The organism is Opitutaceae bacterium TAV5 (assembly GCA_000242935.3).
Classification (GTDB): Bacteria; Verrucomicrobiota; Verrucomicrobiia; order Opitutales; family Opitutaceae; genus Geminisphaera.
Map to the genome: position 1 here is coordinate 7,075,074 of CP007053.1, position 20,342 is coordinate 7,095,415.

18 protein-coding genes are annotated in these 20,342 nt (G+C 53.4%); 8 read left to right on the forward strand and 10 right to left on the reverse strand.

Going from position 1 to position 20,342, the window contains the following annotated elements:
* Nucleotides 1-1,708: 1,708 nt before the first annotated feature.
* Both OPIT5_29890 and OPIT5_29895 read right to left on the reverse strand, forming a co-directional pair.
* The gene (locus OPIT5_29890) at nt 1,709-1,819 is read right to left on the reverse strand and encodes a hypothetical protein (protein ID AHF94917.1); all 111 of its coding nucleotides are present in this window, start codon (nt 1,817-1,819) and stop codon (nt 1,709-1,711) included.
* A gap of 148 nt (nt 1,820-1,967) precedes the next feature.
* Nucleotides 1,968-2,378, reverse strand: coding sequence for a hypothetical protein (locus OPIT5_29895; protein AHF94918.1), 411 nt, complete (start codon nt 2,376-2,378; stop codon nt 1,968-1,970).
* 141 nt (nt 2,379-2,519) lie between these two features.
* Between OPIT5_29895 and OPIT5_29900 the strand changes: the two genes are divergently transcribed.
* Complete coding sequence (locus OPIT5_29900) at nt 2,520-2,732, forward strand: hypothetical protein (GenBank protein AHF94919.1); 213 nt, start codon at nt 2,520-2,522, stop codon at nt 2,730-2,732.
* A 1,588-nt stretch (nt 2,733-4,320) separates the two neighbouring features.
* Here OPIT5_29900 and OPIT5_29905 read toward each other — a convergent pair.
* The 8 genes from OPIT5_29905 to OPIT5_29940 all read right to left on the reverse strand — a co-directional run bounded on the left by OPIT5_29905 (nt 4,321) and on the right by OPIT5_29940 (nt 10,826).
* Entirely contained in the window at nt 4,321-4,554 is a 234-nt protein-coding gene (locus OPIT5_29905; GenBank protein AHF94920.1) for a hypothetical protein, read from the reverse strand.
* A gap of 122 nt (nt 4,555-4,676) precedes the next feature.
* On the reverse strand, nt 4,677-4,961 hold the full coding sequence (locus OPIT5_29910; protein AHF94921.1) for a hypothetical protein: 285 nt from the start codon (nt 4,959-4,961) through the stop codon (nt 4,677-4,679).
* A gap of 824 nt (nt 4,962-5,785) precedes the next feature.
* Nucleotides 5,786-6,523: a hypothetical protein gene (locus tag OPIT5_29915; protein ID AHF93764.1), complete on the reverse strand. Its 738-nt coding sequence runs from the start codon at nt 6,521-6,523 to the stop codon at nt 5,786-5,788.
* A 173-nt stretch (nt 6,524-6,696) separates the two neighbouring features.
* Entirely contained in the window at nt 6,697-8,280 is a 1,584-nt protein-coding gene (locus OPIT5_29920) for a DNA polymerase sliding clamp subunit (protein ID AHF93765.1), read from the reverse strand.
* A gap of 321 nt (nt 8,281-8,601) precedes the next feature.
* Entirely contained in the window at nt 8,602-8,796 is a 195-nt protein-coding gene (locus OPIT5_29925) for a hypothetical protein (GenBank protein ID AHF93766.1), read from the reverse strand.
* Nucleotides 8,797-9,007: 211 nt separating this feature from the next.
* The gene (locus tag OPIT5_29930; protein AHF93767.1) at nt 9,008-9,871 is read right to left on the reverse strand and encodes a hypothetical protein; all 864 of its coding nucleotides are present in this window, start codon (nt 9,869-9,871) and stop codon (nt 9,008-9,010) included.
* Nucleotides 9,868-10,443, reverse strand: a complete 576-nt coding sequence (locus tag OPIT5_29935) for a hypothetical protein (GenBank protein ID AHF93768.1) — start codon at nt 10,441-10,443, stop codon at nt 9,868-9,870. The genes OPIT5_29930 and OPIT5_29935 overlap by 4 nt, the downstream gene beginning before the upstream one ends.
* Nucleotides 10,444-10,619: 176 nt before the next feature.
* A complete protein-coding gene (locus OPIT5_29940) occupies nt 10,620-10,826 on the reverse strand; it encodes a hypothetical protein (GenBank protein ID AHF94922.1) in 207 nt (68 codons plus the stop codon).
* A 351-nt stretch (nt 10,827-11,177) separates the two neighbouring features.
* On the opposite strand from OPIT5_29940, the gene OPIT5_29945 reads away from it, so the two are divergent.
* From OPIT5_29945 to OPIT5_29975, 7 genes are all read left to right on the forward strand, one after another.
* Nucleotides 11,178-12,326, forward strand: a complete 1,149-nt coding sequence (locus OPIT5_29945; protein ID AHF94923.1) for a hypothetical protein — start codon at nt 11,178-11,180, stop codon at nt 12,324-12,326.
* 88 nt (nt 12,327-12,414) lie between these two features.
* Nucleotides 12,415-12,576 (forward strand): hypothetical protein, encoded by a 162-nt coding sequence (locus OPIT5_29950; GenBank protein ID AHF93769.1) that lies wholly within the window; start codon nt 12,415-12,417, stop codon nt 12,574-12,576.
* Between the two features lie 206 nt (nt 12,577-12,782).
* Nucleotides 12,783-14,744: a hypothetical protein gene (locus OPIT5_29955; protein AHF94924.1), complete on the forward strand. Its 1,962-nt coding sequence runs from the start codon at nt 12,783-12,785 to the stop codon at nt 14,742-14,744.
* Nucleotides 14,741-15,796: a hypothetical protein gene (locus OPIT5_29960; protein ID AHF94925.1), complete on the forward strand. Its 1,056-nt coding sequence runs from the start codon at nt 14,741-14,743 to the stop codon at nt 15,794-15,796. The genes OPIT5_29955 and OPIT5_29960 overlap by 4 nt, the downstream gene beginning before the upstream one ends.
* A 6-nt stretch (nt 15,797-15,802) precedes the next feature.
* A complete protein-coding gene (locus OPIT5_29965; GenBank protein AHF94926.1) occupies nt 15,803-17,239 on the forward strand; it encodes a hypothetical protein in 1,437 nt (478 codons plus the stop codon).
* Between the two features lie 1,803 nt (nt 17,240-19,042).
* Nucleotides 19,043-19,543: a hypothetical protein gene (locus tag OPIT5_29970; GenBank protein ID AHF94927.1), complete on the forward strand. Its 501-nt coding sequence runs from the start codon at nt 19,043-19,045 to the stop codon at nt 19,541-19,543.
* 511 nt (nt 19,544-20,054) lie between these two features.
* Entirely contained in the window at nt 20,055-20,333 is a 279-nt protein-coding gene (locus OPIT5_29975) for a hypothetical protein (protein AHF94928.1), read from the forward strand.
* Nucleotides 20,334-20,342: the final 9 nt, after the last annotated feature.

Here is a 20,342-nt window from a genome sequence, read left to right on the forward strand (position 1 = left end):
TCTTCTTTACTTTAATTTTTTCCAGAAAACCCACATTTATCAATTGAACCAAGTGCCTGAAGTTTTTCGAAAATGAGCCGACTTCGTTCAAAATCAACGCCAAGCTGCATCCTTATTGTTCGCGGATCTATTGATCCACTGATTTGTACTATCTGTAGTGCTCGGACTAGCAGCGCATCCTCTTCTTCCCAATTTTGAAGCACATTCAGGTCGGTTGCCCTATATTCTTCTTCAACTGGATAGCGAGTTGCTATGGATTTCACTATATCAACTGCAATGCACGTATCAACCTTAAAGAATTCACGTCCTTCTGATACTCTATACTCATGCAGATACTCGTGGATCTCCTTTTCTGCACAAACAGAATTAGAGACTTCTTCTTGCCATACCAAAACAAAAGGTGTTGGAATTCCTGTCGCGGATGAAAGCTCCTCAATCCTCTCATAAGATGTTCGATCAGTCCTGCCGATTTTGAGTAAGCCTGGCATATGGGAGTTGCCTAATATATATATCCAGCCCGTGTTGCGTTCTGAAGTAGAGAAAGGGAGCTTATTCTTACGGATCAGATCCTCTATTCTGTTAATCAAGTTTTCTATTGGTAAATATTTCCCTGTTACCGTATCCCAAAATACAGCTGATGGAGAATATTTTTTATGGATAACCTCGCTTAGGTTCGTTGTAGATAATATTCCGCAAAACTCGCCCTCATAATCTCTAATGTAGACCTGATTATCCTTGGTCTCTCTTTGGAACATCTCGGCTTCAATATTCCATTTCTGAATTTTTTCCCATATTTTAACGTAATGCATCGCGCTAATCCCGTAACGATGGGTAATGTCTGAAAATAGATGAGAGCGCAATGATAAAATACCAAACAAGCTAGTGCCAGTAAGGAAACGGTCAATTTCCTCTTGTGATAAAGAAATATTGGTGAGTTTTTTAATTTCATTTTCAATTTCAATATAGCACTGAGGCACTTGGACCTTTGGCTTCCGAATCCATTTGTCGATTTGTTTTCGCCAAGCTCGTTCGGTTTCCTCATCAGGAATGAAATATTTAGCTTTCTCTATTTGTCTATTTATCATCTGATTTTGCTAGATCAACGTTAAGGACACTCCTTTTTCGCATATTTCTTTTCAATTTCTTAAACGAATAAAAATGTGCATATTTGGTGATCCGTCTCCCATCGGGACAGACTTAATCTCTAAGTATGGCTGAGAACGAACCAATTCCCCCAGCTTTTGATAACCATAATTTCTAGGGTCGAATGATGGATTCGCCTTCATAATAAATGATCCAACTGCGGATAAGGCGGCCCACCTGTCATCACGAGCCGCAGCACTAATAGCAGCTATAAGCACTGGTTGCAGCGGTTCTTCAGAAGCTGGAGCTGAAGCAGGTGCAGTGTCTTTTGCATGTGGTCGAAGAATCTCTGTGAATACAAACTTATCGCAGGCTGCAACGAAAGGACGAGGCGTCTTCTTTTCGCCAAAGCCATATACTGTTAAACCTGCCTCCCTTATTCGCGTTGCTAACCGAGTAAAGTCACTGTCAGATGAGACCAAACAAAATCCATCCACACTTCTTCCATGCAGAAGATCCATAGCATCAATGATTAGGGCCGAATCCGTTGCATTTTTTCCAACTGTAAATCTGAATTGTTGTATTGGTTGAATCGCATGATTGTGCAGGGTTTCCTTCCATCCAGTTAGATTGGATGTTGTCCAATCGCCATAAGCCCTTTTAACTGTCGCTGTTCCATACTGGGAAACTTCTGCCAAAAGTTCAGCAGCAACGCTTGCTTGTGCATTATCAGCATCTATAAGAACGGCTAGGTTATCTGATGTTTGAGGTGTCATTGTATCCTTCTTTTATCTAACGTCAATAATCCAGCTATGGAGGTAGCATGCGAAAGCACGAGGCATGATAGCCATTGGAATTGTCTGCATCGCTTTGTTGGGCTCATTTTAATTATTAATTATTCCGAACACGAGAAGTGCAACGATCCCAAACACAAACGATCCTAACATGACCCGCCAGCAGAGTTCCGCACTTTTGAGCGACCGCTGCAACTCAGGAGGGATTCCCGCCATCGGCTCTACCGGCTTAACTTTCTTAATCTTTTCGTTAAGCTCCCTATGCCGATTGTTCCAGAATACAGCGTTCGAAGCCTCCATAAGTCGGAGAAAGACGTACGAAATCGGAACCAGTGCCAGAAGGATCCACGCGAGAGATAATATCCATTTCGCTTTGGCACCTTCCGGCGCAATTTCGCCTCGAAAGGTAATCGATAGCGCCAGTGCTCCAGTGGCGATTTGGAAAATCGCTTGAAAGGCGCTGTCGAGCTTCTGCTCGGCTTCAGTTAGATGTTCGCTCATGGTTTCTCTGCCTAACGTCGAAGCTGAGCCACGCAGGTAGCTGGCGTGACAGCTAACAGAGTTGCCTGCAGCGCCTTGTTAGGCTCCGTTTTCTTCTCTAACATTTGATGTCGAGTTAACAAAGAAGATCTTAATATTCAAATGCAGCAGGATATCGATGATCGCTTGAATTTCCGCAGTGTGGTCGTCATTATCTGGAAATACAAGCGCCGTATTCCAGCCAGCGGCACAAATCTTCAATATACGGAGCAGCCCTCTGCCTACATGATCATTTACTTGATCTCGGCTAAAACATTCTTGTCCGACATTTGTGGGTCGGCTAGAGCCTTCTCCTTTTGCCTCTATGAACAGTAAACCCTCTTGGGGGTGGGATGCTATGATATCAATTCCGCGTTGATTGGTGTAGCATTTTCCCTCAATTTCATATCCCGTATTTTCTAAATGGCGACAAAGCGCGTCAATGATCCTATTCTCTGTAATCATATATTTTAGCCTAACGTCCAAGATCATCCATGGGGGTAGATGGCGCGACTCATGCGATAGCATGAGTCGTGACAGCTACCGGAGTTGGCTGCATCGCTTTGTTAGGCTCGGTTTTCATTCTGCATCATAATTCCAGGATGACCTTTCCTTTCCCGTTAGCGGCGATTCGAATTAGATCATCGGTCGTTTTACTGCCCGCTCCTCGAATTATTACTGTAGCCCCGCTACTCGCTGCGTTCGCTGCAATTCGGATCAAGTCATTGGTCGTTTTGCTAGCGTCGACAATAACGCCACCACCATTGGCGACGATACGGATAATATCATTTGTAGTTTTCATGTTTTACTTGCTTTGCCTAACGTCGAAGATCAGCCACGGAGGTAGATGGCGCGACTCGTGCGTTCAGCACGAGGCGTGACAGCTACCGGAATTGTCTCCATCGCTTTGTTAGGCTCATTTTTCATTTTGCTGTCATTCTGCCTTTTGAATTCTGCACGGCCGACTTTCCCGGCGGGATCGCTACCATTCTTCCGTCGGATCCTTGAAGCGCTCTGTAGCCGGGCGGAACCGCGATCATTCTGCCATCTGACCCTTGCACGGAACGATAGCCGGCGGGCACTTCGATCATTCGTCCATCACTCCCCTGAACGGAGCGGGCTCCCGGTGCTACCGCAATCATTCGGCCGTCACTTCCTTGAACGGAACGATAACCGGGCGGGACGGCAATCATGCGACCATCGCTTCCTTGGACCGCACGCTCGTCAGGTCCGACCTTGATCATGTGTCCATCGCTCCCTTGGAGAGATCTGTAGCCGGGTGGAATCTGGATGCTTCGACCGTCACTGCCTGTAACTTTACGATTCATAGTTTTGGTTTTCTGCCAAACGTCCAAGATCAGCCATGGAGATAGATGGCGCGGCTCATGCGATAGCATGAGGCGTGACAGCTACCGGAATTGGCTGCATCGCTTTGTTAGGCTTATTTCTTGTTTTTATGTATCCACTCCGCGATTTCGATTAACACAGCGCAATCTCCATCGTCATTCCAAATTGGGCCTTTGAGTCCCCAGTAACAATGATGCGTCATCGTATTATCTGAATTTTTGGTGGAGCTGTCGGTGCCTGACCTTGTGTAAATAATTATTGAGTCGCCTTTTTTGGCCGCTGCGGGAATCCAATACATGTGACGTAATAGCGAGGACACCTTGCCCTCTTTTGTGTAAGTTGTATCGGTAATAATGTGACTCCATGCCCTAATGTCGGATTCGGCTTTTAGCCAAACGTATTCTTTTGTTTGGTCGCCGTGATTGTGAATTGATAGGATGCTGAGCTTCATGGTGATTTTATTGATATTGCCGAACGTGAAAGATGAGCCATGCGAGATGGAAGGTGACGAGAACCAAAGAAACCTTGCGAATACTTGCGTAGCTCCAATCGCATTGGCTCCAGCGCCTTGTTAGGCTCAGTTTTCATTCTTTTCGATTCGCTTGGTAAGTAATCGGACGGTTACGACTCCTGCAAATATCGCCATCCATATCAGAACGGTGGCACCGAGGGACTTTTCTTCGAGTATCTCACGCTGTCCATACGCCAGATTGATGCCAATTCGGCTGTAGAATATGGCGGCATAAGTGGATGGAATACCGACGAGCATGATCACCGGAGCGATCCACCATGGCAACGTTCTGCTTTTCATATTGGTGTTTCTTTTGCCTAACGTCCAAGATCAGCCACGGAGGTGCTTGGCGCAGAGCGTGCGTCAGCACGATCTGTGACAAGCACCGGAGTTGGCTGCATCGCTTTGTTAGGCTTCTTCTTTTATTCTTCTGAGTAAGTGTCGCGCACAGTGCCCAGCTTAGTATTCCCTGTAACTTTCTTTCCGTTTCCGTCTATCACATCAACCGTATAGCCAGGAAACGTAGGCGAAAATCTGGCCTTCTTCCACTCACTTACGGTCATATCATTTTTCGCCATCTTCTCGTATTTGATGTAGTGAGGTAATCCTGATGCGTCGCTTCGCTTATTCTTCCCGTTTTGTTTGATAACGACATCGAATCCTTCGATGTCCCAGATGCGTTTCTCTACATTTTTTACTTTAGTCATGATTTTGTTTTTTGATTTCTGCCTAACAGTGTTATTGAGCGGAACTCGGGGTTCGGTTTTTTGGGGGAAGTCGGGAAATAGTGATGTTGGGTTTGATCATCAGTAAGTTGTTTATGAATCGATTCTTGTAAACCAAATGAAACTTGGTCCCTGGATCCAGTTCGGCTTTTGGGGAGTATGGTAACTTCGCAAAGCGGAAGCCAAAAAGCGGAACCGAAGGCATGAGAGGGGCCGATTTTTTCGCAGGATGGGCCGGGGATGCGGAGTCCGCTGGACGGATAGGGCCGGGTGGATAACGGGTTTCGGATCTGAAATTTCGATGCGCTGAAAGGGGCAATGAATTTGCATCACCTGATGAAGCCTTGCCAGGTGACGTTTCAGGCAGGATCCGATCGGCCGAGGAGAACTTACGTGAGCTTCGCCCCGTCACGTTCCCGGAGCGGAAAAGTAACCAGTGAGAGGAATGGGTGGTTGAAAGGGTGAAAGCCAAGGGGAAGAAAACCGATAGGAGACTGGCAACCGGAGGCTCGACGCTGAATAGGAAACGGAAGTTGGGAGATTCATGGCGTGAAGGCAAGCCTGTGTTAGTTGTGGGCTTCTGAAAGCAAGAGAACTGCAAGTATGGGGTACAATGACACCATGACACTCTTTTTACCTGAATTTCAGAATAGAAAAAATAAATGAAGAAATGAACAGGGAGAGGTTCTGCCTTTTCGGTGTCACGGTGTCATCATCTGCTCCCCTTTTTCTCCAGGTCTCCCCTCCCAGCTAAAAAAAGGCCCTCCATAGGAGAACCTTTGTCGATGGCCGGGGTTGCCAGCCAGTCAGTTCCTCCCGGCCAGCCCCACGTACCCGTCCATCAGGCCATGCAAAGCTTGGGTGCGGGCGGGAAGCATCGGGAGGTTGCCTTTAAGCGCCTCGGTGAAGCCGTTGAACAGGCTCCAGATGTTGCGCGGTCGGAACTCTTCGTAGCCGGGTTTACGCCATTCGCCGAGAACCTTGGGCAGCGTCGTGACCGGGCAGACGCCGCTGTCCACCGCCCGGATCATCAGATCGTGCGCTTCGGTGTCTCCGATATGAACATCCCGATAGCGGGCAATGCGCTCGTCCTGCGAATGCCACCGGTCCACAAGCTGGCCGATGGCCCTCTCGGTGAGCATGGGCAGATCACGGTTGAGGAAACGCGTATGTTTTCTGGCGATACTGATTTCGCCGTGAAACGACAGATTGTCGCAAACGAAGACCTGGGAACCGGCGACGAGACCGGCAGGAAAGCGTTTGTCGTGCGAGTTTCGCAGGCCGAGAACCCAGGCATAGTCGGAATGCTGCGAGCCGTTACGGACCTGAATGAGGCCGAAATAACGGTCGCCGCCGTGCGACAGGGCATGGGCCTGATTGACGATGGAGAGGCGGGCGGAAACCAGCGCACGCTCGATCTGTTCGACGAGCCGCAAATGCGGGATCGGCGTCCAGGTGGGCGTTGCCAGCGGTGTGCGAACTTCGCGGAGTGCGCTGCGTTCGACGGCAGCGGCTCCGCAGTGGAGGAGGAGGTTACATTTCATGATGATTGATGGTGTGGTTGATGGTTGGCTGTTTTGTGCGATGTGGATGTGACGGATCGGTTTTGCGTGTGCGGAAAACGACGAAGGCCACGCTCCCTCGGGGAATACGTGGCCTTCGCCTGCTCTCTGCTTTGTCTGCTTTCTGTGTTGTGTAGTTATCTGATAAACACGCGCTACACTTCGACGGTGCGGAGGGCGCGGATGTTTTTCTTCAGGGTTTCATGGTCGCGTTCGAGCGCCTTGTGCTGGCGGACCGATTCACGGACAAGAACCTGAAGGTTGCCCAGCGCGCCGTTCAACTCCCGGAGGAGATCACGGGCTCGCTGGATCGACTGCTGCGCGGCATCGACGCCGGAAGCCTGGGCCTCCGGCGCGGCAATGACGTGCGGCTTTTGTGACGTGCTGGCGACAATGCCGGGAGTGCCGGTGTTGTTGCCGATGCGTTGATGTGCGATGGCTACCATGGTTGTGCTTTCGTTGCGGGTTGTGATTGTGACCGGGCTGTTGCCGGTCGTGGTTTTGTTTTCGTTGGTGGATGCGGCCTGCGATGAGGCAGGCTCCGCATCCGGGTGATCCGCAGCTTTCGGCGTGATGGCCGGGGCGGCGGACGGAGTGGTTGACGTTCTGGCCGGAGCGGGACCGACACGCGGACGGTTGGGAATCCACAGGTTGAGCCTGTGTTCGTCGCGCATGACAACAGGTGTCACGTCGTCGAGGATGCGCAGTTCCCGAAACCCTCGCCGGAGTGCTCCCAGCAGGTAGTTCGCGTCGAACTGCACATCCTGAAGACCGTCGCCATCGTCCGGAACGGCCAGAACCCGGCTTTTGTCCAGATCCACGCGGACCTGCGGCAGGTGCGGCGGCGGATTCAGGAACGCGCCTTCCTCCCGGATCGTCAGGCAAACCGGGCTGTGCCCGTCCCTGTATCCGGGAAGTTGTGGCAACACCGTCGTGAGACGTTCCGCATCCTCTTCCGAGATACGCAGACGGGCCTTGTAGCCGTCGATATCGGGAATCACCCGGTGCCAGTTCGGATATTTCCCCTCGATCAGCCGGGTGGTCCACAACCACGGTCCCGCCGCGATTCTTGCCAGTGACCGGCAACCCTGTTTCCACGTCCGGAAAAGCAGCGTGTCGCCGGCATTCTTGCCGAGGACGGCGGGCGCTCCGGAGAGAGGAAATACAAGGCACTCGTCGGCCAGAGGCAGGTTGAGGTGGTTGCGCACGTACATCTGCCGTCCGTCGCAGCCGACAACGGCGTGCTTTTCGAGCAGCACGCTGTTGAGCAGGTAACGGTTGGCGTCGGTGCTCGCGCAGCCTGCCGCCTCGACCATCGCGGCCAGCACACATGACGGAATGCCGACCGGAGTGCATCTGCCTGCGTCCGGCGCGTCCGGCCAGTCGGCCAGCGGCTGGGTAGCGAACGGCAAAACCACCGGCCCGCCCTTGCTCTCGCAACGGATCACGGGATCGGGCTGCGTGCAGATCGAGACGGTTGAACCGGCATCGGCGGTTTTGACGACACCGTTCAGCACGCTCCAGGGGACGAGTACCTTTTCTTCCGTGCGAGGCTCGCCGGATTTTCCGGGGACTTCGTACAAAAGGTATTCGTCCAGGCTGGTGGCTTCGAACCGGACAACGCCGTCGGTTCCGGTGACACGGACACAGCGCAAGGCCGCGAGTCCCTGTCTGCCGGGTTTGAGAACGCGCAGGCCGGAAAGGGCCTCGCGGAGTGTTTCTTTTGAAAACGAGATCATTGTAGTTTTTCCAAAATACATTATTGATGGTTTGACAAAAAGCCCGCGACGGATGGACGGCGCAGGCACGGGTTGAGGTTGACGGTTGATGCGAGTGAACGCGGACAGGCCGCATTCACCCGTCACGAAGAGACGGAAGATCAGGCGGGGACGGCGGTTTTGTACGACAGCAATGCCACCAGAGCCATGCGGCCCCGATGGCAAGCAGCGGAAACCACAATCCCGCGCCCACGAAGACCCCGGCGACAAACGCCGCCAGGACGATGACCGGCACGGAGCCGGAGACAGGGCGAAACTGCCACGAACGGACTGGCGGAATCTTCATCGGCGTGCCCTCCATTCCCTCACGGCAAAGGCGACGGCGAAGATCAGGATCGCCACCGAAAACACCATGAAGGGACTGAGGATTTGCCGGGCGTCACGGGCCAGCGCATGACTCCACGCGAGCGGAGTGATCGTGCTGCCCGCAATGAACGCCAGCGCCAGCATGACAACCAGACGGAGGATCACAGGCATGGCTATTTCCTCCGGTTGTTGCGGCTGGCGAGAACGAGGCAGACCCCGCCCACAGTGGAGCAGAGCACCGCGCACGTCCCGACCCATTTGAGCGAACTTGCCAGTTTCGGCGCGTCCACCTCGACGGGTTTTCCGTTTGCCCCGTTGCAGGCTGCCAGGAGCAGCAGACCGGCAAGCAGCGCAGGAACCGGGAAAATGTGTAGTCTGTTTCTCACGACACACCTCCGGTCCATTGCGCACACGCTTTCCGGAACGGACACCACGCACACTGCTGTCCCGGCGACGGGTAGTAGTGCCCGAGTTCCACCCCGTTGGCGTAGATGTCCACCAGCCGGTAAAACCGGTCCCGCTGAGCCTGCGTCGGAGAGGGGAACGCCTGCCGGACAATTTTCGGTATCTTGGTTTTCACCAGAAACACCAGTTCGTTGCCCGGACAGGTTTCCCCGGTGGCGTCCTCGATCAGCAGCGTGTAGGCGGTAAGCTGAAGCTCGTGTTGCCACGTCTCGTTTTCGAGGTTCGGAGTCTGCGCGATGGTCTTGTAGTCCACCGGAGTGTGATCCGCCTTCACGAGGTCGATCACACCCAGCAGGGGCAAGGCCAGTCCGGGCAGTTCCGCCGACAGCCTCACCTCGACGCCGAGCGGTTTTTGTTCGGTTGCCGGGTGCACGCCGCTGGCGAGAAACGCCCGCAGGAGCACTTCGCCCTTGGCCTGAAGCTCTGCCTTCTCGTCGTTGCTTTCCCATTCGACCGGTTTCCCGTCGTCAGGGTCGGCAAACGCACGGCTGAAGGCGGCGAGCACGGCGGTTTCGGAAAAATCCCCGTCGCGCCAGCGAGCCTTGTTGAAGTGCTGCAAGCCCTCGTGGACCGCCTTGCCGAAGTGCAGCCCCGGCGAGACGGGCGCAGGCAATGCGAGCACTTTTTCGTAATAAAACTTCAGGCGGCAGGACAGGAACGACTTCAGGCGCGACACGCTGACGTATTCCAGCGGATCGCCACCGTCAGCCGAAGCGGCGGGAGGCGGAACCGTGGTGCTGTTGCCCGCGTTGCCTTCCGGAAGCGGAGGGATGGCAATCATCGGCCCGCCCTCCCTGCCGCCGGATAACCCGACGTGCGGCGATACGAACCCCGTCCGCCTCCGTTGCCCCGTCCCTGCCTCCTGTCCGTGCAGGTTTCCAGCAATTCATCGATGAGGCCGGAAGCCTGCATCTTGTTGAGTTGCCGGACGCCGACGCCGAACCGCTGCACCGACAGGTCTTCGATGTCCTGTTTTTGCAGCGAGTGATCGGCGACGATCTTCAGTATCAGGTCGCGCTGCTTGTCCGAACAGCGCCAGCCTGCCTCGCCCGGATCGTTGCCGCTGGTTACAGTGGAGTCCGGGCCGGTTGAGGATCGGGAACGGAAGGTTTCGGGCTGTCCGGAACCGCTCCCCGGTGCCGCAAACCGTCCCGACTGGTCCGAGGGGACCAGACCGGTATTGACGATCTGGCCGTCAACCGAGGTTTGCAGCCGGGAATAAAGCTCCGCGTTGGTTCTCTCCAGTTGGGAGAGATCGGCCAGTTCGGTGCGGAGCGTGACCGAGTACTGGTGCGAGGAATAGTGAGGCAGCCCCACCTTCTTCGAATAGTTGGCTTCAATGATGACGGCCATAACAGGAGTTTCCTTTCGTACGGGCACAAAAAAGCCCGCTCCGGTGAGTGAGCGGGTTCTTCATGCGTGGTTTTCGAGGGTCAGGCTTCGGCCTTCGTGGCTAAAACTTCCCTCAAAACGTTATACCACAAAAAATGACCGTTTCAGGGAGGGGGGAGGGGTCTGCCAGGGCACCTTCAGGGCTGCTTTTTTGTACCGGAAGCGCGTTTTGACTCTCTGGCCGGGATCACGATGGCTTTTTCACGTTCCACCTCGTCGAGTTTTTCGATGATCGCCTGGCGAATCAGCACCGACGCCTTCACCCCATGACGCACAGCCAGAGCCTCCAGCTTCTCACGAAGCTCAGGGGACAGCCTTACGTTGATGCCGTTGTTCAATGCCATCCCTCCATTCGTAGCGCATTGTTTTACTCCGGCAAGCAACTTTCGGCTTGTTCATTTGCGCTACAACAGGCTACTTTGCGACCCATATGAAGTCCTCCCGTTCAACTTCCTCGATCTGCATTCGCCTGGACAACCAGACCGAGACCCGCTTGCGGGCAGCAGCAACGCAAACCGGGGGAAAAGTTGCCGATTTCATCCGGACTGCGCTGGAGGAAAAGCTGCCCCGTTGGCTCGCAAGACATTCCTGCCCCGTTCCGTCCCGTCCCTCCGACAGGGTCCGTGCAAAAACGCCCCGCTCTTCCCCCTGACAATCAATCCGCTTTCCCTCCGGATCATCAGAGCCGTTCCCCGATGAAAATCCCCGTCTTCCTTGTGACATCCTTGGCAGTGTTGCTGTCAGGTTGCGGACAAAAACAGGCCGAACAGGCTGACGAGGCACGACGCCAGGCCGAAATACGCTTGGCTCAGGAAGTGGCCGAGGTTGCCCGTCTGCGTGCCGAATCGCAGGGACTGCGCAGTGAAATATCCCTGCTCAGTTCGGAGCTTTTCAGGGTACGCAACGAACTCGACAAGGCTCGGGATGGGCAGGCACGCCTAGGTGACGAGCTTGCTGCCGCAGAGAGAAAATACTCGTCCCTGCTCTTTGATCGCCAAGGCTCCCTTCCGGATACCGCCGCTTCCGCTGCACCAAGGGCTCCCCGATATCACAAGGCAACCCCGCCCGAAACAGTGGAAGAGTACATGGCGCGTTTCAGGGCACAGAACAGCAGCGTCACCGCCACTCCCGATACGGCCGATTCCGCACTCCTGGCAGAAACGGAACCGGTATCGCCGACGAATCCTGATCCTGTCGCAGATACTGCTGCCGCCCAAAATACCGACCCGGTTGCTGAAGAAAAATTCGATGAGGAAATCAGGCTGATGAGCGGCTGGAAGTCTGCGCGCCGCAAGGGTGAGGAGGAAAACATTATCGAGGACTTGCGCCGTATTTTCAACGGTCTCGCGGCTCCATCGGATGATATCCGGGTTACACGACCGTTCCCGATCTACCGCGACATCGAATTTCTTGAAGACATAGAGTCGGCCAAAAAGAAACTGGGGGTTGCCACATTCGGGAGCAGGCCGTTCAACCTTCCCGGTTTCCCGCAACACTCCTTCTATGTCTATCGGGCAACGCTGGAAATCGACGGGTACCAGACCATGCTGATACTCACCGACACCGCCCGGAGGATTGTCGCCGTCCAGCTTTCCCGCAACGGACGCAGAGGCTTCAACAATACCACGTACACCTACAGTCGATTTACGCTTCACGACATGCTCAATTATGCCACACGCGCCGGCCACAATACGCGAGTTGGCTGGAAAACCGCAGAGCAGTCCGATTCCGTCGTGGTTCTCGATTCGGAGTTCCAGGGATCCAACCAGACGCAGTATACCCGCCTCTACATTGCTCGCCAGATAGTCGCCCTCGTTTTATGGAACATAAGAGAGAACTGGTAACCCCTGCTTCCAACATCGGGGACTCGAAAAAACACGCCCTTTTTTGTATCTATAATCAAAATACAAAACAATCCGAACGATCCAAACCATGAAAAAGAAAATCATCATTATTGCTGCCGCCGCTCTCGTGGTGCTCTCCTCGGCGACCTACGCTGCGGTCAAGATCAAGTGTACCTTTTGCAAGGGCACGGGATTCCAGCCCAACACGCCGTTCACCTGTCAAGTTTGCCAAGGGAAAGGATTTCGCTAGGCGATGCGGCTGCGGGGTGTAATTACCCTTCAGCCACACATGTTCTCTCCGGTTGCGGAGCCGCGCCCGGCAGTTGCGGTTCTCTGGCATGTCGTTGCCCGGAGTGCCCCTCATCACCCTGCCCGGCCTTGTCCGTCCTGCGTCGTCCTTTCTTTCCTCAGGCAGGAATAACCCCGCCCCATTTTCGCGCCATACGTCTCCCTCCTTTGATTTTTCCCGCGCTTCTTCCCCTCGCGATCCCGCCCGAAGTCTCCCCCCCCGACCCAACCATGCAAGAAACCGTCGAAAAAACACGAACCCGCTTGGTACAGTGGGCTGAACGCTGCCTTTCCGTCTGTCAGGACGAAGGCGATACAAAAGCGGTCTCCATGATCCAGGAAGCCGTTTCCAGATACAGGGATGATCGCTTCGTGCTCTCCGTCATGGGCCTCGCCAAACGCGGAAAGTCCACCCTCATCAACGCTCTTTTGGGTCGCGCCGATGATCTGCTGGCTCCCGTTGACAAGCTCCCTGCTACCAGCGTCACCACCACATTCAGTTGGGGGCAGACACTTCTGGTCGAAGCGATCCTCCGCAACGGCACGAGTGTATCCCTGAAACCGGAGGATATTCGCGCATACGCCACGGAAGAAGGAAACCCCGGCAACATCAAGGAGGTGCAGTTGATCAGGATCACCGGACCGTTTCCGGAGCGCCTGCGCGGTCTCACGCTGGTTGACCTGCCCGGCCTTGGCTCCGTCCATGAACATCACGACCAGATACTGCACCAGTTTTTGCCACAGAGTGATGCCGTGCTTCTCCTGACAACGGCCCGCATGCCCATTAACGAACAGGAACTCGACCTGTTACGCGACGCCCGGAAGGCCGATATCGACAAGCTGTTTGTTGCCATCAACCAGATGGACAAGACCGAACCGGGCGAACTGCTTGAATGCGAAGCGCACAATCGCAAACAACTCGGACTGTTAGGCGCATCTGTCCCCGTCATCCACAAGATCAGCGCCCGGCAAGCGTTCCTGGGTGAATGGGAGGCAAGCGGTGTTTCCGCGTTATGGGCTGACATCGAAACCTTCCTCCAGAAAGAGCGAGGTGTCGTCATGACCAGGCGGCTTGTGTCCGCAGTCATGCAGGCGGCGTCCCCTGTTTTGCAGTCTCTGGCTACTCTTGCTGCCGCTGTCGGAAAGTCCTTCGGGGAATTGGCTGCGGAACGCGCACGATTGACCACGGAAAAGAAAAGCATCGAAAGCACCCGTCAGCTTCGGGAACGTGAATTCAAGATCAAATGGGACAACGCCGTTGACGAGACGGCAGAACAGTTGCCTCAGGCGGAAAAGGAGATTCGTCACCAGTTGACGGAGGAAATCAAAAAAACCGGGCTGGGTCAGGTAAAGGCGCTGGAAAAGCGCCTGCCCGGCATCTTCGCCAGATGTGTGGAATCCACGCTATCCCCGATATTTTCTGCGATGGAAAATACGCTCCGGGACATTACTCGGGAATTCGATGCCACCTATCCTCGCGTAAGCATCGATGCCGAAGGTTCGGCACACATCGAGGCAAGCGCGGACAACACCCTGCTCAAAGGTGCCGTTGCCGGTGGGGCCATGATTGCAGGAGGTGTAGGGGTGGCAACTGCCGCTTCCGCAGCAATTGCGGCAGCAGTAACCACGGTTCCTTTAGCCGGGCTGGGGGCTGCCACGACTCTTGCAGGTGGCGCGTTGTCCTACTTTGGACTGACGGGGCTTGCCCCTGTCGCAGGTGGAGTAATTTCTGCACTCTGGCCCACAGCCACAGTTTCCACCGCATCCCCCCTCTTGCTTGCCGCTGGCCCGGTGGGGTGGGCTTTGGCCGGTGTCGGTGCCCTGGCGGTTCCGGTTGCGTGGAGCATGGCACGCAGCAAGCGCAGGCGCAATTTGCAGGAACAGATCGAAGAGCACGTCGCCGACGCCTTCTCCGGACTTAAAAACGAACGCCTGCCTGCCATTCGCCGGATGGCGGGCAAGATCATCGAGGAATTCCGCATCAATCTGGACCATCGCTTGGTCGCCATTGATCTGGCCTTGGAAAAAGCTGCTCTCCAGCCGGGAGACGCCCAGGCCGCGAAAGCGAGCGAAGAACGTTACAGGCAGTTCGACAGCCTCCTTGCAGAATCGTCTCTCCTCATCCGATGAGCCCGGTCACGACAAAAGAGATCATCGATGATCTGCTGCTCCTCGTTGCACAGTCGGAAAACCTTCACCCCGATGCGCAGGGGAAAATCCGCGTCCTGCTGTCCGGCCTCAGGCGGGAACTGATGTTGATGCGTCAACGGTGCCTGCGCCCGCCCGGAGCCTACAAGGTCGCCGTGGTCGGGTTGGGCAATGTAGGAAAATCCACCCTGCTCAATGCCCTCCTCGGCATGAAAATCGCGCCGGTCAGCAATGCCCCGTGCACCGCCAACATTGTCGAATTCAACTATGGACCGGATTTCCGTCTCATGGCCGAGGCACAGGGACGCCTGATGCCGCAACACTGGACATTTCCGCAGCCCGCCTCTCTCCATGAACAACTCTCCAAAATGGTGGCGCACGATGGCGGCACGGAGCGCGAGTGGAACCGTCTCGAAGTCACCCTGCCCGCCGACATCCTTTCCGGGGGGCTGATTCTCGCCGATACGCCGGGCTTCGGAGTGGCTGGCGAGGTCGGCCAGCACGACAACGAAGTCATTGCCGGTTTTCTCAAAAATGACGTGGCGCAAATATTCTGGGTGGTGATGGCCGATCAGGGCATTGGCCGTCAGGAACTCGCCTTCTATCATCAATACCTCGTGGATCGCTGTGATGATCTGGTGGTGACCAACGCCGAAGACTGGGAGCCTGAGGACAGGAAGCGCTGGGAACAGCGTTTTGCGCCACAACTCCGGTCGGCGGTGCAGATTCATTTTGTCAAGGGAAAGCAGGCCCGGCTCGCCCGCGAAAGGCAGGACATCGAAGGGTGGGAGGAATCCGGTGCCGCCGACGTATGCAGGCGGATCGGTTTGCTCAAACACGCGGATGGCCGTCTCGACGGCGTAAACCGCAACCTTGCCCTCCTCGGTGAAATCCTCTGCCGCAATCTTCAGGGAACCGGAATCCCCGGGCGCGTGTTCTGCCCGCTGGCAAACGCCCGCTTGCTCCGCAAATACGCTGATGAACCTGCGATGCTTTCGTGGATGCGGGCACTGTCGAAATCCGGGAACAACTGATACATCATGGCTCAAATCTGCATCATAGGAACCGAAGGCGCGGGCAAAACCGTTTTTATATCGGTCTTCGCCACGCGTCATCAGGAAATGACTCCGGGCTTCCCGTGGATGGCGTACAAAAACAGGGAAACAGCGCGCTATGTCGCCCAAAACTGGAGTATCCTCGCCGACCAGCAAGACTGGCCTCCATCCACCCCCGCCGGCACCCTCCCCTCGCTAGAATGGGAGTTGCACACTCCCGATGGAGTTGAACATACGATGAAAGTACAGGATGCTCCCGGCCAGGACATCCGCGCTATCTTCGATTCACCTCCTGAAGACCTGAACGAAAAACAGACCGAACTGCTACGCACCATCCGCGAATCCGACATCCTTCTGTTTCTCATAAATCCGGGAGAGGCAATCCGCGCTGCAACCGCCATCGAACGGGCCGATGTCGAGATCCCCATCGCCATGGCACTCCGAAACGTCCTGGAGCGCAATACCCGTGCGGCGATTCTTCTCTCCCTGCACGACCAGTTATTGCCTTATTTTGACAGCATCGGGGTTCCGCGAAGCGATCCGCTGGAAGCCATCCGGGCGTGCCTTCCGACTGTTTATGGGATCATTCGCAATGCGGGTGATCGCCTCAAGGCATTCTATGTGGCCTCCATTGCGGAAACGGTCCCGTTTGTCGATAATCAAGGCAATGCCCGCTCCCGTCCCAAGGCACAGTTTGAATCCGAAGGACTGGCCGAACTGATGATATGGCTGACCATGTCATTGCAGGATATCCGGAATGACGAAATCAATGCAGAAAGAGAAAAAAACGCCAAAGAACAGTCCGCTCAGGCAGAAAAGCTGAACGCGGCTAAAAAAAAACGAAACTGGTGGACTGGCTTCGCTCTGCTAGGACTTTTTCTGACTTCCTTGTTCATCGGAACAGGAATCGTTGATGCCAATACCCCGACACACAAAAATGTTTCTGTAAATAAACGAGGATATCGACCTATCCCGCAAGAATATTGGAAATGTGAGATCAAGCAAGGCGATGTTGGTGTTGCCGATGACATCGTATTTTTCAATACGAGCCAATATCATTTTGAAAAACCATACATCGATGTGTCTTTTCGAGGGAAACAGTTCAGAAGAGAATATGGAGGCACCTTGTCAGCCGGGTATTATGTCACTTGGGAAAAAACATACAATTTCAGTTGGGGAGAGAAGGATGCACGCATCAATGCTTATTGTATCATGGATTATGCAGAAACGGAGTCACAACCGTTAACCTCGGACGAAAAATTCCGGCTTCAGGCAACTAACCAAACCATTGCGACGTTAATATCTCTTGTTATCGCGGCTGTCGGTGCGGCCATCGTATTCGATTGCTGGAACAAGCATATCAAAAAGAATCAAAAAATCCCGCCACCGCTGCCACGATCCATCCCGTTACCTCGACAATAACCATTTTGTTCCGCATAACACCCATGAACTGGTTTACATACGATTTTTTTGACCCTTCTTCTGCCTATGCTTACTGGACCGCTCAAAACGGCGCGCCACCCCTCTCCTATATCAAGGGAATTGCTACCGAATTGACCGCACGATTCGGAATCATCACCTGTAACAACTGGTCTGATTCCGATTATATCGGCGGACTCAGGACGATGGGAGCACGAACCTGTGTTTTCCGTGTGCTTAATGGCGGGCGTGATCGTCGGGGTCGCCCTCACCGTTGGGTGCTTTTTGTCGCGGAAACCGAAGCGGGCGAATGGCAAGCGACAGATATTCTGGAAGCGCTGGAATCTCCCGTTTTTCAACAATATGCCAAAACTGCCGTTCCCTCGCCAGTGCCGATGCCATCTGCAATTCCCAAATGGCCCTTGCATCCGCAAAAATCAGGTGCGCTTCCCGATCAGCTTTCGCTGACAGGAGACGACTCACGGCAACAAATCAGCAAATATTCATTAGTGATGACGTCCGGTCCGGAAAACAATTCCCTCCTGGTCGTCGAGAAACAGGGAACGCAATATCGGGCGTGGATTAAAGACATCAAAAAGGCGTCAAAAACCGAAAAAACGTACCCGCCAACACCAATACCACCTCATTCTACCACGCTGCCGCACAACCCGGACAAGATTCTTTCGGGCAACAATCCCTATTCATCAATAAAAATGCAATTTTCACTCAAGACACTCTTGATACTCACCATTATCGGATTCATTTGCGGTTTGGGCATCGGCTACTTTTTCGTGAAAAATAGCAATTCCGGCAAAGAAGTTCCACGTGTCACTATTAAAGGCCAGAAGACTGATACCGAAGGAAATCTTGTAATCACAATAGGGGTAAATTACAACACATCCCTTCCGTCCAAGGCAGGAAGTAAACCGGCAGAGAGTAACCCTTACGGCAGGGAAGTACCAGAGCCATGAAATATAACATTTCAAGAAACGGCAGGAACGTCGGGAAATATACTCTGGATGAGTTGAAATCTTACTATGGCAAGGGAATCTTGCTAGCCACTGATTGGGCTTGGCAGGAAGGGATGCCCGAATGGGTAAGCTTGGAAAGCATTCTGCAACCACTTTTAGTACAAGGCTCGGCATTACATACAAAAATTGCACCACCTCCTGAAACAGTCACGGTGGGCAAGCAGATTGAAGACAACTATGTCGGACCGAAAAACGCGCTAACTGCCTTTTTGGGTGATAAGTCGCAAAGGCCAACCGGTATTCGTCGGCTCCCGTTTTTTGGAATCTGCATCGCATTGCAATTAATATCCATTGTTCCTCAGGGTTCCACGGGAGAATCATGGGGGGTTTTCACTATATCTATGGTGCTGTTTTTGGGGAGTGTTTGGTCCCGTCTAAAAAACATAGGCATGACTCCATGGCTTTGTTTGCTTATGTTCGTTCCGATTGCCAATATCCTAATTCTGATTCGTTGCCTTGCCTTTCAAGAAGGTTACCAAACCACAAAGAAATTAGATACTGCGGGGAAGGTCGTCTCCATCATTGCACTCATTTGCATTTCGGCTCCCGTATTGTTTTTTCTGTTTTCATATATCACAAAAAATAGATGAAACCACCTGATTATAGACTTGGATCGATCTGCCTTCGTTGCGGCTGTACTGTATCTGAAGATGCTTGCCCAAAGTGCAAATCCATAATTTCAGCATTACCCAGTACCATTCCAACGACGAAGGATATATCCACGTCACAGACCGACTCACATGAAAAAACTGTTACTGCGGTCCAGGATTCTGATTTGTTTATCATCGTAGCGTTGCTGTATGGGGCAGCCTGCATTACCTTTCTGCTCGGCATTGTTCTTCCGTTGATCACGATAAAAAAGGAAGTCGTGATTTTTGGGATCAAGTGGGTGGATGAAATGAATACAGTTTCACTCCTGTCTGGCACATGGGCACTCTTGACGAATAGGCAATTATTCCTGTTCCTTATTATCTTTTTCTTTTCGATGGTATTTCCGGCTCTGAAACTGTTTTTCCTCTACAAAATAGGCTTTGATTCCAAAACTGATTTGAAAAAAAAGAAACACCTTGGTTGGCTCTCCGCTGTCGGCAAATGGTCCATGCTCGACATATTTGTGGTTGGCCTGCTGGTCGTAACCCTGAAACTCGGCGATCTGGTTGAGGTCAAGGTTCACGCAGGCCTGTATGCTTTTGCCGCTTCGGTTCTGTTGACCATGATATTAACCCTGCTCGCCAAAACAGACCGATTTCCCTCCGGCCCTCCGGTCAACCGATAATCGGCTACCTGCCCGAAGATTTTCCTACTCCACAACCAACATATGATGAAATCCGCAGCCACCCTCTCACCCTGGAACAAATCCGTCATTACCAGACTGCTTCTCTGGCTCCTGCTTGTCGCTTCTGTGATAATAGCACGAGTCCTCAGCAGAAAACATTTGCGATACCTCCTGCCGGAAATGTTCCGATATGCTTCCAATGTATCTGCCCAGCCAACCTGTGCCATAATCGTTTAATTCAATGCGGCCCCGTGCATCATATGCGCTCCCGCTTTCATGCCTGACGGTATATCGAAACCGCCGCTCGATTCACTGGCTCCGGCTTCTGGCAGAAATCCGCAATTATTTCTATTCGGGGAAATCGTGGTGGCTGTTCCTGCTCTGCCTTGCTTTTGAAAACCAGATTGTTCTCCGAGGAGTTCATTTTATCGTGTACAAGATACTGAACCCGCCGAGATCTTCCCCTGGCGCGATTTTGCTGACGGATTATCTCTGGCGTTCCTGCATTCAAGTGCCGGTGACAGAAACATTCGAATACCAGTTGCTCCTGATTGAATTGGGACGTCTTCTGAAACTCCCTGTCGGAGCCCAGCACATCCTGAGCATGGCGGTTTTCGCCATCATGCACTATGCGGGGGGCGGACTGGCGCACGGACTTTGCGCAGGACTGGTCGGCGGATTTTATCTTGCCTGGACCTACCTGTATTTCCGCCAGCGCTCGTTCTGGCTGGCGCTCGGGATGACCATAGCATTGCATTCATTACATAATTTTATTTGTATCTGGATATGACACGGGTTC